Raw genomic sequence first — 15,807 nt, 5'->3', positions numbered from 1 at the left:
AAAGGGGCCTTAGTTCCGGCGGGCAAGGGCCAGGGTGCGGTGGGCCGTTGCCACCACCGCCGCGTCGATGAAGGTGCCGTCCGGGAGCGCCTGAGCTCCCCTTTCTGTCGTGGCCGCTTTGATGATCGTCTCCGCCTCCTCGATCTCCCGCTCCGTGGGAAGGTAGGCCCGCTCGATGATCGGGAGTTGGCGGGGGTGGATGGCGGCCCGGCCGAGGAAGCCCAGCGCGCGGCCGTGGGCGCAGGATGCGGCGAGGCCCTTCAGGTCACGGGTGTCGGGGTGGACGGACTGGGGCGGTGGGGGAAGGCCCGCCGCCCGGGCGGCGACGATGACCCGACAGCGGCACCAGTCGAGGCCCGCGTCGTCACGTACGCCCAGGTCGGCGCGGAGGTCCGCCTCTCCGAGGGCGATGCCGCGCAGGGCGCTGTGCGCGCGGGCCACGGCGTGGGCGCGTTCGATGCCGAGGGCCGTCTCCAGGAGGGCGTACAGCGGGGGCGCGGTCCCGTCGGCGGGGTCCGTGGCCTCCGGGATGCTCTGATCGATCGTCTCGGCCCTGTTCCGGACGATGTTCTCGGCGATGCGGACGATCTGCTCGGGGGAGGTCACCTTGGGCAGGCGCAGGCCGCGGACGCCCGGGAGCGCGGCCACCGCCTTCAGGTCCGCGTCGGCGGCCGGGCTGCCGATGGCGTTCACACGGACATGGACCGGGACCGGCTGCGGCGCGGCGAGGAGGTCGGCGGTGGCCGCGCGGGCGTAGTCCTTGCGGTCGGGGGCGACGGCGTCCTCCAGGTCGACGATCACGACGTCGGCGCCGGCGGCGAGGGCCTTGGTGACGATGCGCGGGCGGTCACCGGGGGCGTACAGCCAGGTCAGAGGGGTCTGCGTCATACCGCGCCCGCCTTGCGCAGGGCGGTCAGTTCGGCCGCGGTCACGCCCAGTTCGGTGAGGACCTCCTCCGTGTCCGCACCGTGCGGGCGGCCCGCCCAGCGGATCTCGCCGGGGGTGGAGGAGAGGCGGAAGAGCACGTTCTGCATGCGCAGGGGGCCCAGCTCCGGGTCGTCGAGCGTGGTGACCGTGTTCAGCGCCTGGTACTGCGGGTCGGCCATCACCTCCCGTACGTCCTGGATCGGGGCGATGGCCGCTTCCGCCTTCTCGAAGGCCGCGAGGACGTCGGTGCGGGTGCGGGCGGCGATCCAGGTGCCGACCGCCTCGTCGAGGACGTCGGCGTGGGCGGCCCGGCCTGCGCCCGTCGCGAACCACGGTTCGTCGACCAGTTCCGGGCGGCCGACCAGGTGCATCACGCGTTCGGCGATCGACTGGGCGGAGGTGGAGACGGCGACCCAGGTGCCGTCCGCCGTGCGGTACGTGTTGCGCGGGGCGTTGTTGGCGGAACGGTTGCCGGTGCGTTCCTGCACGTAGCCGAGCTGGTCGTACCAGGTCGGCTGGGGGCCGAGGACCGTCAGGATCGGCTCGATGAGCGCCATGTCGACGACCTGGCCCGTGCCGGTGCGGTCGCGGGCGGCGAGGGCCGTCATCACCGCGTACGCCGTCGCCAGGCCCGCGATGGAGTCGGCGAGGCCGAAGGGCGGGAGCGTCGGGGGCCCGTCCGGTTCGCCGGTGATCGCGGCGAAGCCGCTCATCGCCTCGGCGAGCGTGCCGAAGCCGGGACGGTGGGCGGAGGGCCCGAACTGGCCGAAGCCGGTGACGCGGGTGAGGACGAGACGGGGGTTGGCGGCCGACAGTTCCTCCCAGCCGAGGTCCCACTTCTCCAGGGTGCCGGGGCGGAAGTTCTCGACGACGACGTCCGCGGTGGCCGCCAGGCGGAGGAGGGTGTCGCGGCCGCCGGGGGTGGAGAGGTCCAGTGTGATCGTGCGCTTGTTGCGGCCCAGCACCTTCCACCACAGGCCCACGCCGTTCTTCGACGGGCCGTGGCCTCGGGACGGGTCGGGTCGCGTCGGGTGCTCGACCTTGATGACCTCCGCGCCGAAGTCGCCGAGCAGGGTGGCGGCGAGGGGGCCGGCGAAGAGGGTGGCGAGGTCGAGGACGCGCAGGCCGGTGAGCGGGGCGGGGAACTTCCGGTCCAGGTGGGTCATGGGAGGGGGGCCTCCAGGTGGGCGAGGTCGTGCGTGAGGCGGGCGAGGGTGTCGAAGCCGGTGCCGTCGAAGTCGCCGATGGTGGTGGCCAGGCGGTTCTTCAGCGGGGCCGTCCAGCGGTCGGGGAGGGCGGACGGTGAGCCGGCGAGGAGGGCGGCGATGCTGCCGGCCGTGGCGCCGTTGGAGTCGGTGTCCCAACCACCGGACACGGCACGGCAGATGGAGCCGGTGAAGTCGCCGTTCGCGTGGCTGAGGGCGGCGGCGATCAGGGCGGTGTTGGGGATGGCGTGGACCCAGTGGTGCGTGTGGCCGTGGGTGGCGTGGAGTTCGTCGACGACCGTGTCGAAGTTGTCGTGGGTTCGGGCCAGTTGGAGGGCGTGACGGATGGCCTGGGCGAGCCGGGAGGCCGGGGGGACGACGGTGAGGCCGGTGCGGAGCGCGATGTGGATGTCGGTGGGGTGGTCGGCGGTGGCGATGGTGGCGATGGTGGCCGCGGTGAACATGGCCGCGTAGACGCCGTTGGCGGTGTGGGTGAGGGTGGCGTCGCGGTGGGCCTGTTCGGCTGCGGCGGCCGGGTCGCCGGGGTTGGTCCAGCCGTGGACGTCGGCGCGGATCAGGGCGCCGATCCATTCGCGGAAGGGGTTGCGGTGGCGGGCCGTGTGCGGGGGTTCCAGGCCGGTGAGGAGGTTGCGGTAGGCGATGCGTTCGGCGGTGAAGGTGCGGCCGGCGGGGAGTTCCTCGAGCCAGAGGGTCGCCACGTCCGTGGTGGTGAAGTTCTTGCCGTGGCGTTGGAGCAGGAGGAGGTTGAGGAGGGGGTAGTTGAGGTCGTCGTCCTCGGGCATGCCGTCGATGTTCTCGGCGAGGGAGGTGGTCGCCGAGCGACGGTTCCAGGGGTGGGCCTCAAGGAGGTCGTCGGGGACTCCTCGGGCTGTGAAGTACGTGTTCAGGGGCCAGTTGCCGGTGGCTTCGGCCAGGTGGCGGATGGCGGTGAGGGGGAGTTTCTCCACGGGTTTGCCCAGGAGGCAGCCTGCGGCTCGGCCCAGCCAGGCCGCTTCCAGACGGGCCTGAGTGGGGGCGGGCCGGGGGCGGGTCGCGGAGCCCGGCGCCGACGGGGCGCCGCCTGCGCCTGCGCCCGGGCCCTCCCGTTCCCGGCTCCGCTCGACCGGGGGGACCCGCATCGTCCCCTCGGCACGATGGCCCGCGGCCGGAGTGGGCCAAGCGGGACAGTTGGCCTTGATCTTCGCGAGGTCCGTGGGCTCGCTGTCCGTGAACTTGCCCGGCAGGTCCGCCAGTTCGTCCAGCAGGTCCTCTGCGAGCCGGCGCAGGTATCTCGACGGCGGCTGCGGTGATGCGCCCGCTCGCAGGGGGGCCGGTGAGCCGCCGGCCGCTTTCCATCTCGCCGCGATCGCCTGGGGCTCCCGGCCGTCCTGCCGTGCCTGACGGAGTTCGTGGCCGAGCAGGTCCTCCGGCTGGACCCAGGTCAGTCGGAGCATCGTGGGCCTGCGATCTCCGTGAACGCCGCTTCATGGGCGCGGCGGCGGTCCACGTCCCGTTCGAAGATCTCCCGGGCCACGGCCGCGAGGGTCGTCGCCGGTTCCCACAGGTCCAGGCGGCTCGCCTCGGACACCTGCTTCGACCAGTCGTCCGGTACCGGGGAGCCGAGGGCGCCGGCGATCGCGCCCGCCATCGTCGCGATGGAGTCGCAGTCGCGGCCGTAGTTCACCGCGCCGAGGACGGTGTGGCGGTAGTCGCCGTCGGCGACGAGCGCCATGCCCAGAGCGACCGGGAGTTCCTCGATCGAGTGCAGGCGGGACGGGCGGCGGGCGCCGAGGGAGGGGGCGCGGTAGTCGGGACCCACGGTGTCGTAGGGGGCGACCGCTTCTCGGAGAGGGATGAGAGCCGACTCGAAGTCCGTGTGCCGGGACGCCGTTTCGCAGACCTTCTCGATCGCCTGACGGGTGCCGTCCTTCGCCAGGGAGAGGCAGGCGGACACGACGGAGTCGGGGGTCGCGGCGGGTGCGGTCGCCGCCGCCACCGCCGCCGCGAAGACCGCCGCCGCCTCGCGGCCGTACGACGACTGGTGGGCGCCCGCGATGTCGAGGGCCTCGGTGTAGGCGGCCTGGGGGTTGGCCGCGTTGACCAGGCCGACCGGGGCCATGTACATCGCGGCGCCGCAGTTGACGATGTTGCCGACGCCGGCCTCGCGGGGGTCGATGTGGCCGTAGTGGAGGCGGGTCACCAGCCACTTCTCCGCGAGGAAGATCCGATGGAGGGGGAGTGCCTCGGCCTCCAGCTCCGGGATCCAGCGCGGGGTCGTCATCAGGTCGGGGACCAGGTGGTCGGCGATCGCGTACGCGTCGAGGTGGTCGTGGACCTGTGCGTAGACCCGCACGAGTGCGTGGGTCATCAGGGTGTCGTCGGTGACGTGCCCGTCGCCCTTGTGGTACGGCGCGAGGGGGCGGGCGGTGCGCCAGGCGTCGCCGTTCCAGGGGCCGACGATGCCCTGGACGCGGTCGCCGTGGCGTTCGGCGATCTGCTCGGGGGAGTAGCCCTCGACCGGGCCGCCCAGGGCGTCGCCGACGGCCGCGCCGACCAGGGCGCCGGTGATGCGCTCGTCCAGATTCGCTTCCCGGCTCGTTCCCCGGCCTGTTCCTCGGCTCATTTCCCGGCTCGTTCCCTGGCTCGTTCTCCGGATTTCTTCGGTTTTGGGGGTCATAGTCCGAATCATCCCCCTGGCGGGACTGGTTGCGCGGCTTCCAGGAGTTCGGCGAGTTCCACCAGGTCCGTCCCGGTGAGGCGGGGGAGCGCGCAGCCGGAGAGAGTGCGGCAGGCCTCCCGCCAGGAGGCGGGGATCGCCCCTCCGCCGCCCAACGCGCCGGTGAGTGCGCCCGCGAGGGCGGGGGCCGAGTCGGCGACCCGGGAGAGGCAGGCCGCCGCCGGTACCGCCTCCGCGATCCGGCCGCGTGCCGCGGTGGCCAGGGCGAGGGCGACCGGGACGGTTTCGGCGGCCGCGATGCCGTAGCTGTAGACGTGGTCGACGATCTGGTGCTCGAGGAGGGGGACCAGGGCGAAGGCGCTCTCGGCGTCGTGGGCCAGCCGCAGGGCGTGGCGGGCGTTGCGGCCGATCTCGGTGGACTCGGGGAGCTCGGCGAGCGCGGCGGTCGCGCATGTCTGTACGTCGGCTCCGGCGAGGGCGAGGGACACGGCCGCCGCCATCGCGCGGGCGCCGTGCACGCCGTCGCCGTCCTGGGTGTAGCGGGCGTCGAACTCGGCCAGGTCGGCGGCGCCTCGGGGATCGCCGGGGTGGGCCACGGCGAGGACGCAGGCCCGTACGCAGGCCGCGTCGTCGAAATAGTGCGGGTTGTCGTGGCCGGTGGCCGGCGGGCGCAGGCCGGTGGCGAGGTTGCCGAGGCCGGCACGGACGGAGATGCGGGCGCGGAGGGGGAGGACGGCGGACTCGATCTCGGGGGCGCGGTTCGCTGCGGCGGCGACCTCGCTGGCTACGGCGTTCCAGGTCAGGTCGATGGCGGCGCGGGTACGGCGTTCCCGGCTGAGGTCGCCGAGGGCGGCGTCGTCGCCTGCGCGCAGGAGGGCTTCGGCGGCGAAGGTCGCCCACTCGGCGTCGTCCGAGGGGCCGAGGTAGAGGGGTTCCGGGGGTTGGTTCAGGGCGATGGGGACGGGGAGGGTGGTCGTCGCGTTCTGTTCGGCGAAGGTGTCCAGTTCGCGGGTGAGGCGGCGGGTCCAGTCGGGCATCCTTACGGCTCGGTGGCGGGCGGCGGGCCACCCCGCTGCGTCGCCCGCGGCCAGGCCGAGCAGGAGACCTTCGACGCGGTGGTGCTTTTGTGCGGGGTGAACGGCCTCGGCCTCGGTGTTCCCACCGGCACCACCCGTGCTGCTTTCGTCGTCGGGTGCGGGTGGCCCCTGTGGGGGGTTCGCGCCGTCGGCGACCGGCGGTTCCAGCGGCTCCGCCGTGGAGGTGGACTCCGGGGCGAGCAGCTCTCCCGTGGTCGGGGGTTCGGGGTCGAGCGGTTCCGCTGTGGTGGTGGTCTCCGGTTCGGCCGGCTCGGTCGTCGTCGGGTACTCCGGTGCCGGTGGTTCCGTCGGCGTCGTGACGGCCGTGATGCCGTCGTCCCACGGCGTCGGGGGCGTCGGCGGCGTCATGAGGTCACCGCCGATCCTGTGGGGGACTGCGTCAGCAGGTCCGCCACCTCCAGGATGTGGTGGCCCGCCATGGAGGGGAGGCAGCTGCCGCGGGCCGGGCCGATGGCCGAGACCCAGGCGGCCGGGATCGTGGCGGCTCCGCCGGTCGCGCCGGCCAGGGCGCCGGCCACCGCTGCCGTGGTGTCGGCGTCGCGGCCCATGTTGACGGCTGTCAGGACCGCCTGGACGAAGTCGCCGTCGGCTGCCGCGTAGGCGCCGAAGGCGAGGGCGACCGCTTCGGGGGCCAGGTCGGTCCAGGGGTAGCCGCCGATGACGACGGCGGAGCGGACCGCGCGTTCGCCGCGGTGGGCCACCGCGGCCGCTCGGCGCAGGGAGCGGGCCGTCCAGGAGTCGTCGGGGACGACCGCCAGGGCCGAAGCGACCACCGCGACGGTCGGGGCGCCCGCCATCGCCGCCGCCACACCGGCCGCGACCGCCTGGCCGCCGTAGATGCCCTCGCCGTCGTGGCTCACCGATCCGTCGATCGCGACCAGGCGGGCGGCCTCGGTCGGGCGGCCCGCCGCGAAGACGCCGAAGGGGGCCGCGCGCATGGCGAGGCCGTCGCTCCAGGCGTGGCGGTGCTGGGCCGAGATGGGGGCGGCCAGACCCCGGCGGAGGTTCTCCAGCGTGCCGCGTTCGCTGAAGCCGGCACCCCGGAAGGGGCCCTCGTCGCGGTCGGCGATCCACTCGTGCCAGGCCGCCTCCACATGGGCCGGGGTGAGCGCGGAGCCGTGGCGGGCCAGCAGGAGGCCGGAGAAGATCGCGTACTCGGTGTCGTCCGTGCCGGCGGGTGTGTCGGTGACGTAGCCGGTGATGCGGCCCCAGCGAGCCCGGATCTCGGAGGGCTTCATGTTCTCGGCCGGGGCGCCCAGGGCGTCCCCGACGGCCAGACCGAGCAGTGCGCCGCGGGCCCGCTCACGGAGTTCGGCGGCGTTCCGGGGCGCCGGGGCGGAGGGAGTGCAGGCGATCGATGCCATACGCGGCTTCTCCTCTCGGGGGCGCCGCACGAAGACGTTTCCTGGGGCGCGGAACCCTTTGCGGAACTCTCCCCGTTGCGGTGTTCCGTGCAGCCGTCCGCGCCTTCGTGTCACCCGGTCGACATCTGTGCGAGCCCCTCTACGGATGAGCGGGGAGAGGGAAAGTCGCAGGTTAGCCGAGCCTTTCCTTGCTGGCGGGCGGGAATGCCGAGGCGTATGTTGTGGGTTGTCGAAAAGTGGAATCAGTCCAAAGAGGCAGTTCGAGCATCCCTGGGGGACCGGCATGGCGATCATCGAGACCGAGGCCGCGCTGCATGAGGCGCACCGCGACAACCACACCCACCGCGACGTCAACGGCGGGTGGCTGCGCCCCGCGGTCTTCGGCGCGATGGACGGTCTGGTCTCCAACCTGGCCCTGATGACCGGCGTCGCGGGCGGCTCGGTCGGTCAGCAGACGATCGTCATCACCGGCCTCGCCGGGCTGGCCGCCGGCGCCTTCTCCATGGCGGCCGGCGAGTACACCTCCGTCGCCTCGCAGCGCGAGCTCGTCGAGGCCGAGCTGGACGTGGAGCGGCGGGAGCTGAGAAAGCACCCTCAGGACGAGGAGGCTGAGCTGGCCGCCCTGTATGAGGGGCGCGGGGTGGAGCCGGAACTGGCGCGTGAGGTGGCCCGGCAGCTGTCCCGGGATCCCGAGCAGGCGCTGGAGATCCACGCGCGTGAGGAGCTCGGGATCGACCCCGGGGACCTGCCGTCGCCGCTGGTCGCCGCCGTGTCGTCGTTCGGGGCGTTCGCGCTGGGAGCCCTGCTGCCCGTCCTGCCGTACCTGCTCGGCGCCACCGCTCTGTGGCCGGCCCTGCTGCTCGCCCTCTTCGGGCTGTTCGGATGCGGTGCCGTCGTGGCCAAGGTGACCGCTCGGTCCTGGTGGTTCAGCGGACTGCGGCAGCTCGCTCTCGGGGGTGCGGCGGCCGGTGTGACGTACGTCCTCGGCAGCTTGTTCGGAACGGTCGTAGGATAGATCGGCTGCAGGTTATGCGCTTGGCCGCATAAGTAGCCGTTACTCGCTGGTTTCGAACGGTTAACCACCGGGCATGAGCCGTAAGCGCTGTGGGTAAGGAAGCCTGCGGCGCATTTGCGGGGTGGCGACGGCGCCTGCCCCGCTTCCGGGCCGACGGACACCGATCTGTCCCGTTCGGTCCCACATACTTCAAGCCACGTGCGCGGTACCCCCGCCGCTCCTCGTGGCGTCCGCATGTTGGAACGGATTATCCGGTTCCCGAGAACCGCTCCATCATGTAACCTGCACGAAATTTTGCACTCACGCAGAGGGCCAGCGTCGTCCCTCGGCAATCCGCTCCCCCAGAGCCTCAAGGCCTGGGAGGTGCCTCCAGCCAGATGACGACGACGGGAGAGCCGATGCGTACGCCGCGCCAGCCGTCCCAGCACTCCACGAATGGCCAGAAGTGGTCGTTCATGGATGCTCGCCCTGCTGCGCAGGGTATGTACGACCCCCGCAACGAGCACGACGCCTGTGGCGTCGGCTTCGTGGCCACCCTCACCGGCGAGGCGAGCCACGCGCTGGTCGAGCAGGCGCTCACGGTTCTGCGTAACCTGGAGCACCGCGGCGCCACCGGCTCCGAGCCCGACTCGGGTGACGGCGCGGGCATCCTGTCCCAGGTGCCGGACGCCTTCCTCCGCGAGGTGACCGACTTCGCACTGCCCGCGGCCGGTGCCTACGCCGTCGGTATCGCCTTCCTGCCGGAGGACGGCATCGAGGACGCCGTCTCGACGATCGAGACGATCGCCGCCGACGAGGGCCTGACCGTCCTCGGCTGGCGCGAGGTGCCCGTCGCCCCCGAACTCCTCGGCGCCACCGCCCGCTCCACGATGCCCGCCTTCCGACAGGTCTTCGTGGCCGACGGCGCCGCGGTGCCCGCCACGGGTATCGACCTGGACCGCAAGGCCTTCGTGCTGCGCAAGCGCGCCGAGCGCGAGGTCGGCGTCTACTTCCCGTCGCTGTCCGCGCGGACCATCGTCTACAAGGGCATGCTGACCACCGGTCAGCTGGAGCCCTTCTTCCCGGACCTGTCCGACCGCCGCTTCGCCTCCGCGATCGCGCTCGTGCACTCCCGGTTCTCCACGAACACCTTCCCGTCGTGGCCGCTGGCCCACCCGTACCGCTTCGTCGCGCACAACGGTGAGATCAACACCGTCAAGGGCAACCGCAACTGGATGGCGGCCCGCGAGTCGCAGATCGTCTCCGATCTGTTCGGCGACCAGGAGAAGATCGACCGGGTCTTCCCGATCTGTACGCCGGACGCCTCCGACTCGGCGTCCTTCGACGAGGTGCTCGAACTCCTGCACCTCGGCGGCCGTTCGCTGCCGCACTCCGTGCTGATGATGATCCCGGAGGCGTGGGAGAACCACGACTCCATGGACCCGGCCCGCCGCGCCTTCTACGAGTTCCACGCCACGATGATGGAGCCCTGGGACGGCCCGGCCTGCGTCACCTTCACCGACGGCGTCCAGGTCGGCGCGGTCCTCGACCGCAACGGCCTGCGTCCCGGCCGCTACTGGGTCACCGACGAGGGCCTCGTCGTCCTCGGCTCCGAGGTCGGCGTCCTCGACATCGACCCCGCCAAGGTCGTCCGCAAGGGCCGCCTGCAGCCCGGCCGCATGTTCCTCGTCGACACCGCCGAGCACCGCATCATCGAGGACGACGAGATCAAGGCCCAGCTCGCCGCCGAGAAGCCGTACGCGGAGTGGCTGGAGGCCGGCGAGATCGAGCTGTCCGACCTGCCCGAGCGTGAGCACATCGTGCACACGCACGCCTCGGTCACCCGCCGCCAGCAGACCTTCGGCTACACCGAGGAGGAGCTGCGCGTCATCCTCGCGCCGATGGCCAAGGCCGGTGCCGAGCCGATCGGTTCGATGGGCACGGACTCGCCGATCGCCGCGCTGTCCTCCCGCCCCCGGCTGCTGTTCGACTACTTCACCCAGCTGTTCGCACAGGTCACCAACCCACCGCTGGACGCGATCCGCGAGGAACTGGTCACCTCCCTGCGCTCGTCGCTGGGCCCGCAGGGCAACCTGCTGGAGCCGACCGCCGCGTCCTGCCGGACCGTGACCCTGCCGTTCCCGGTCATCGACAACGACGAGCTGGCCAAGCTCATCCACATCAACGCCGACGGCGACATGCCCGGCTTCAAGGCCGCGACCCTGTCCGGTCTGTACCGGGTCTCCGGGGGCGGTGACGCCCTCGCCGCCCGCATCGACGAGATCTGCGCCGAGGCCGACGCCGCCATAGAGAACGGCGCCCGGTTGATCGTCCTGTCGGACCGCCACTCCGACGCCGAGCACGCGCCGATCCCGTCGCTGCTGCTCACCGCGGCCGTCCACCACCACCTCATCCGCACCAAGCAGCGCACCCAGGTGGGCCTGCTGGTGGAGGCCGGTGACGTCCGCGAGGTCCACCACGTCGCCCTGCTGATCGGCTTCGGCGCCGCCGCTGTGAACCCGTACCTGGCGATGGAGTCCGTCGAGGACCTGGTCCGCGCCGGCACCTTCCTGTCGGACGTCGAGCCCGAGCAGGCCATCCGCAACCTGATCTACGCCCTCGGCAAGGGCGTCCTGAAGGTCATGTCCAAGATGGGCATCTCCACGGTCGCCTCCTACCGGGGCGCCCAGGTCTTCGAAGCGGTCGGCCTGGACGAGCAGTTCGTCACCAAGTACTTCAGCGGCACGGCCACCAAGATCGGCGGCGTCGGCATCGACGTCATCGCCAAGGAGGTCGCCGCCCGCCACGCCAAGGGCTACCCGGCCAGCGGCATCGCGCCGGCCCACCGCGCCCTGGAGATAGGCGGCGAGTACCAGTGGCGCCGCGAGGGCGAGCCGCACCTGTTCGACCCGGAGACGGTCTTCCGCCTCCAGCACTCCACGCGCAGCGGCCGCTACGACATCTTCAAGAAGTACACCGAGCGGGTGAACGAGCAGTCCGAGCGTCTGATGACGCTGCGCGGCCTGTTCGGCTTCACGTCGGACCGGCAGCCGATCCCGATCGACGAGGTCGAGCCGGTCAGCGAGATCGTCAAGCGGTTCTCCACGGGCGCCATGTCGTACGGCTCCATCTCGAAGGAAGCCCACGAGACGCTCGCCATCGCCATGAACCAGCTGGGCGGCAAGTCCAACACCGGTGAGGGCGGCGAGGACGCGGACCGCCTGTACGACCCGGCGCGCCGCTCCAGCATCAAGCAGGTCGCCTCCGGCCGCTTCGGTGTGACCTCCGAGTACCTGGTCAACGCGGACGACATCCAGATCAAGATGGCCCAGGGCGCCAAGCCCGGCGAGGGCGGCCAGCTGCCCGGCCACAAGGTGTACCCGTGGGTCGCCAAGACCCGGCACTCCACCCCGGGTGTCGGTCTGATCTCCCCGCCGCCGCACCACGACATCTACTCGATCGAGGACCTGGCCCAGCTGATCCACGACCTGAAGAACGCGAACCCGCAGGCGCGGATCCACGTGAAGCTGGTCTCCGAGGTCGGCGTCGGCACGGTCGCGGCCGGTGTGTCCAAGGCGCACGCGGACGTGGTGCTCATCTCCGGCCACGACGGCGGTACGGGTGCCTCCCCGCTGACCTCGCTGAAGCACGCGGGCGGTCCCTGGGAGCTCGGGCTCGCCGAGACCCAGCAGACCCTGCTGCTCAACGGCCTGCGCGACCGGATCGTCGTACAGACCGACGGCCAGCTCAAGACCGGCCGGGACGTCGTCATCGCCGCGCTGCTGGGCGCCGAGGAGTTCGGTTTCGCGACCGCGCCGCTCGTCGTCTCCGGCTGCGTCATGATGCGCGTCTGCCACCTGGACACCTGCCCGGTCGGCATCGCCACCCAGAACCCGGTCCTGCGGGACCGGTTCACCGGCAAGGCCGAGTACGTCGTGAACTTCTTCCAGTTCATCGCCGAAGAGGTCCGCGAGATCCTCGCCGAGCTGGGCTTCCGCTCCATCGAGGAGGCCGTCGGCCACGCCGAGACCCTCGACGTGACGCGCGCCGTCGACCACTGGAAGGCGCAGGGCCTGGACCTGTCCCCGCTCTTCTACGTGCCCGAGCTGCCCGAGGGCGCCCCGCTGCACCAGGTCATCAAGCAGGACCACGGCCTGGAGAAGGCCCTCGACAACGAGCTGATCAAGCTCGCCGGCGACGCCCTGGCCGCGAACTCCGCGACCGACGCCCAGCCGGTGCGCGCCCAGGTCGCGATCCGCAACATCAACCGCACGGTCGGCACCATGCTCGGCCACGAGGTGACGAAGAAGTTCGGCGGCGCGGGCCTGCCCGACGACACCATCGACATCACCTTCACCGGCTCGGCCGGCCAGTCCTTCGGTGCCTTCCTGCCCCGCGGTGTCACGCTGCGCCTGGAGGGCGACGCCAACGACTACGTCGGCAAGGGCCTGTCCGGCGGCCGGGTCATCGTCCGTCCCGACCGGGGCGCCGACCATCTCGCCGAGTTCTCCACGATCGCGGGCAACACCATCGCGTACGGCGCGACCGGCGGCGAGCTGTTCCTGCGCGGTCGTACCGGTGAGCGGTTCTGCGTCCGCAACTCCGGTGCCACGGTCGTCTCCGAGGGCGTGGGCGACCACGGCTGCGAGTACATGACCGGCGGTCACGCGGTGGTTCTCGGCGAGACGGGCCGTAACTTCGCGGCCGGTATGTCCGGCGGTATCGCGTACGTCATCGACCTGAACCGCGACAACGTCAACGCCGGCAACGTCGGCGCGATCGAGGCGCTGGACGACACCGACAAGCAGTGGCTGCACGACGTGGTGCGCCGCCACGCCGAGGAGACCGGCTCGACGGTCGCCGAGAAGCTGCTCGCCGAGTGGGACGACGCCGTGCAGCGCTTCAGCAAGATCATCCCCAGTACGTACAAGGCAGTGCTCGCCGCCAAGGACGCCGCCGAGCGAGCGGGTCTCACCGAGACCGAGATCACCGAGAAGATGATGGAGGCGGCGATCAATGGCTGACCCGAAGGGCTTCCTGAACCACGGTCGTGAGGTCGCCAGGACCCGTCCCGTCGAGGAGCGCGTCAAGGACTGGAACGAGGTCTATGTTCCCGGCTCCCTGCTGCCGATCATCAGCAAGCAGGCCAGCCGCTGCATGGACTGCGGTATCCCGTTCTGCCACAACGGCTGTCCGCTGGGGAACCTGATCCCCGAGTGGAACGACTACGCCTACCGCGAGGACTGGGCGGCCGCCTCCGAGCGTCTGCACGCGACGAACAACTTCCCGGAGTTCACCGGCCGGCTCTGCCCGGCCCCGTGCGAGTCGGCGTGCGTGCTGGGCATCAACCAGCCGCCGGTCACCATCAAGAACGTCGAGGTCTCGATCATCGACAAGGCGTGGGAGACCGGTGACGTCGCCCCGCAGATCCCGGAGCGGCTGTCCGGCAAGACGGTCGCCGTCATCGGGTCCGGCCCCGCCGGTCTCGCCGCGGCGCAGCAGCTGACCCGGGCCGGTCACACCGTCGCCGTCTACGAGCGCGCGGACCGCATCGGAGGCCTCCTGCGGTACGGCATCCCCGAGTTCAAGATGGAGAAGCGGCACATCAACCGCCGTATCGAACAGATGCGCGCGGAGGGCACCCGCTTCCGTACCGGCATCGAGATCGGCCAGGACATCAAGGCGTCCGACCTGAAGAAGCGGTACGACGCGATCGTCATCGCCGCCGGTGCCACGACCGCCCGTGACCTGCCGGTTCCCGGCCGCGAGCTCAAGGGCATCCACCAGGCCATGGAGTACCTGCCGCTGGCCAACAAGGTGCAGGAGGGCGACTACGTGGCGCCCCCCATCACGGCCGAGGGCAAGCACGTCATCGTGATCGGCGGCGGCGACACCGGCGCCGACTGTGTGGGCACCGCCCACCGCCAGGGCGCGGCCTCGGTCACGCAGCTGGAGATCATGCCCCGCCCGAACGACGAGCGGAACCCGGTCTCCCAGCCCTGGCCGACCTTCCCGATGCTCTACAAGGTCACCTCCGCGCACGAGGAGGGCGGCGAGCGCGTCTACTCGGTGTCGACGACGCACTTCGAGGGCGACGAGGACGGCAACGTCCAGTGGCTGCACCTCACCGAGGTGGAGTTCGTCGAGGGCAAGCTGACCCAGAAGCCGGGCACGGAGCGCAAGATCCCCGCCCAGCTGGTCACCCTGGCCATGGGCTTCACCGGCACCGACCGCGAGAACGGCCTGGTCGACCAGTTCGGCCTGGACCTCGACGAGCGCGGCAACATCGCCCGCGACGCCGAGTTCCAGACCAACGTGCCGGGCGTGTTCGTCGCCGGTGACGCCGGCCGCGGCCAGTCCCTCATCGTGTGGGCGATCGCGGAGGGCCGCTCGGCCGCCCAGGGCGTCGACCGGTTCCTGACCGGCGGCAGCGAACTGCACGCACCGATCCGGCCGACGGACCGCTCGCTGATGGTCTGACGGCTGCTCGGAAAAACGTCCCGTACAAAGGCGTACGGAACACCAGGTGGCGCCTGGCCCTTGTCCCCGACCGGACGAACGGCCAGGCGCCGCCGCATGTCCGCGAGCCGCTGATCTCCGCGAGCTATCCGGGGATCCTGTACGTCTGCCCGTACACCTCCCACTCCAGCGGCGTGGTGAGGTCCAGGTTTCCCTCGTTCAGGAAGCGTCGCTGGGCGGTGTCGACGCGGCTGGTGTCGGTGCCGGGGTGCATGGTGGTCATCGCGGTGCGGCGGACGTCGAGGAACGCCTCCAGGTACGTCTTCTCGGAGCCGCCCCGCGCGGGGGTGGCCGCCCGGTTCATGGCCTCGGCGCGGATGCCGCCGAAGCTGGTGGGTGTGCTGCCGGGGCCGTGGTAGACCATCGCGTCGTAGTAGACGAACTGGCCGAGTACACCCAGACCGTCGCGCTGGGCGCGGCCCACCGCCGGGTCGAAGTAGACACGGTCGCGTTTGTCGTCCTGGGCCCGGCGGAACGCGGGACGTTCGGCCTCCGCCTTCCAGGCCGCGGTGAAGCCGGGGTCCAGTCCCGCGTGGGAGTCCGTGCCGTCGACCGCGCGCAGGGCGGGGAGGTAGCGGGCCAGGCCGTTGCCGGGGTGGTCCTCGGTGTAGGTCTCCACGAGGGTGAGCAGGTCGTGGGTGCCGGTGCAGAATCCGATGATGCCGGCGGTGTAGCCCTGCCCGTCGCCGATGTCCTCGATGTAGCCGTAGGCGCCGCGCCAGTCGAGGGTGGAGTTCTCGGCGCTCGCCACCAACTGCTGGGCCAGGTCCTTCTTGCCGGGGTCGGCCAGGCTCGGGGGCGGAGCGGGGGGAGCGGAGGAAGTGGGCGAAGCGGCGGAAGGAGAGGAGTTGGGCGGAGTGGGGGAAGCGGGGGCGGGCGTGGCCGGGGCGCCGGCCGCAGGCTTGTCGCTCCCTTCCGTCCTCCCGCCGTCCGACGGCGCTGTGGAGACGCAGACGCTCCCCGCGACCACCACGGGCACGACGGCGATCAGGAACAGACCGGCGCGTTTCATGCCGCCCAGCGT

10 protein-coding genes are annotated in these 15,807 nt (G+C 71.6%); 3 read left to right on the top strand and 7 right to left on the bottom strand.

Translation table 11 applies throughout. The annotated features are described in order from the left end of the window. Positions 1-9: 9 nt before the first annotated feature. The 6 genes from ACIBK3_RS01770 to ACIBK3_RS01745 form a co-directional block, all read right to left on the bottom strand. On the bottom strand, positions 10-888 hold the full coding sequence (locus ACIBK3_RS01770) for an HpcH/HpaI aldolase/citrate lyase family protein (protein WP_399360791.1): 879 nt from the start codon (positions 886-888) through the stop codon (positions 10-12). After that, complete coding sequence (locus tag ACIBK3_RS01765) at positions 885-2,093, bottom strand: CaiB/BaiF CoA transferase family protein (RefSeq protein ID WP_399360789.1); 1,209 nt, start codon at positions 2,091-2,093, stop codon at positions 885-887. The genes ACIBK3_RS01770 and ACIBK3_RS01765 overlap by 4 nt, the downstream gene beginning before the upstream one ends. Next, positions 2,090-3,586, bottom strand: a complete 1,497-nt coding sequence (locus tag ACIBK3_RS01760) for an ADP-ribosylglycohydrolase family protein (protein ID WP_399360787.1) — start codon at positions 3,584-3,586, stop codon at positions 2,090-2,092. The genes ACIBK3_RS01765 and ACIBK3_RS01760 overlap by 4 nt, the downstream gene beginning before the upstream one ends. Next, on the bottom strand, positions 3,574-4,755 hold the full coding sequence (locus ACIBK3_RS01755) for an ADP-ribosylglycohydrolase family protein (RefSeq protein ID WP_399360785.1): 1,182 nt from the start codon (positions 4,753-4,755) through the stop codon (positions 3,574-3,576). Before ACIBK3_RS01755 ends, ACIBK3_RS01760 begins: the two co-directional genes overlap by 13 nt. 62 nt (positions 4,756-4,817) lie before the next feature. Then, entirely contained in the window at positions 4,818-6,254 is a 1,437-nt protein-coding gene (locus ACIBK3_RS01750) for an ADP-ribosylglycohydrolase family protein (protein WP_399360783.1), read from the bottom strand. Continuing rightward, on the bottom strand, positions 6,251-7,270 hold the full coding sequence (locus ACIBK3_RS01745; protein WP_399360781.1) for an ADP-ribosylglycohydrolase family protein: 1,020 nt from the start codon (positions 7,268-7,270) through the stop codon (positions 6,251-6,253). The genes ACIBK3_RS01750 and ACIBK3_RS01745 overlap by 4 nt, the downstream gene beginning before the upstream one ends. 283 nt (positions 7,271-7,553) lie before the next feature. Between ACIBK3_RS01745 and ACIBK3_RS01740 the strand changes: the two genes are divergently transcribed. The 3 genes from ACIBK3_RS01740 to ACIBK3_RS01730 all read left to right on the top strand — a co-directional run bounded on the left by ACIBK3_RS01740 (position 7,554) and on the right by ACIBK3_RS01730 (position 14,744). Continuing rightward, positions 7,554-8,285 (top strand): VIT1/CCC1 transporter family protein, encoded by a 732-nt coding sequence (locus ACIBK3_RS01740; protein ID WP_399360779.1) that lies wholly within the window; start codon positions 7,554-7,556, stop codon positions 8,283-8,285. A 398-nt stretch (positions 8,286-8,683) separates the two neighbouring features. Next, complete coding sequence (gene gltB / locus ACIBK3_RS01735; RefSeq protein ID WP_399362054.1) at positions 8,684-13,288, top strand: glutamate synthase large subunit; 4,605 nt, start codon at positions 8,684-8,686, stop codon at positions 13,286-13,288. After that, positions 13,281-14,744, top strand: a complete 1,464-nt coding sequence (locus tag ACIBK3_RS01730; RefSeq protein ID WP_399360777.1) for a glutamate synthase subunit beta — start codon at positions 13,281-13,283, stop codon at positions 14,742-14,744. The genes gltB and ACIBK3_RS01730 overlap by 8 nt, the downstream gene beginning before the upstream one ends. Before the next feature lie 124 nt (positions 14,745-14,868). On the opposite strand, the gene ACIBK3_RS01725 is transcribed toward ACIBK3_RS01730, so the two are convergent. Continuing rightward, positions 14,869-15,795: a chitosanase gene (locus ACIBK3_RS01725; protein WP_399360775.1), complete on the bottom strand. Its 927-nt coding sequence runs from the start codon at positions 15,793-15,795 to the stop codon at positions 14,869-14,871. Between the last annotated feature and the right edge of the window lie 12 nt (positions 15,796-15,807).

This window comes from Streptomyces sp. NPDC050287 (assembly GCF_044459385.1).
In the GTDB taxonomy this organism is placed as follows: domain Bacteria; phylum Actinomycetota; class Actinomycetes; order Streptomycetales; family Streptomycetaceae; genus Streptomyces.
The sequence above is the reverse complement of the archived record's forward strand: the minus strand, read 5'-3'. Positions and strand labels throughout refer to the sequence as shown.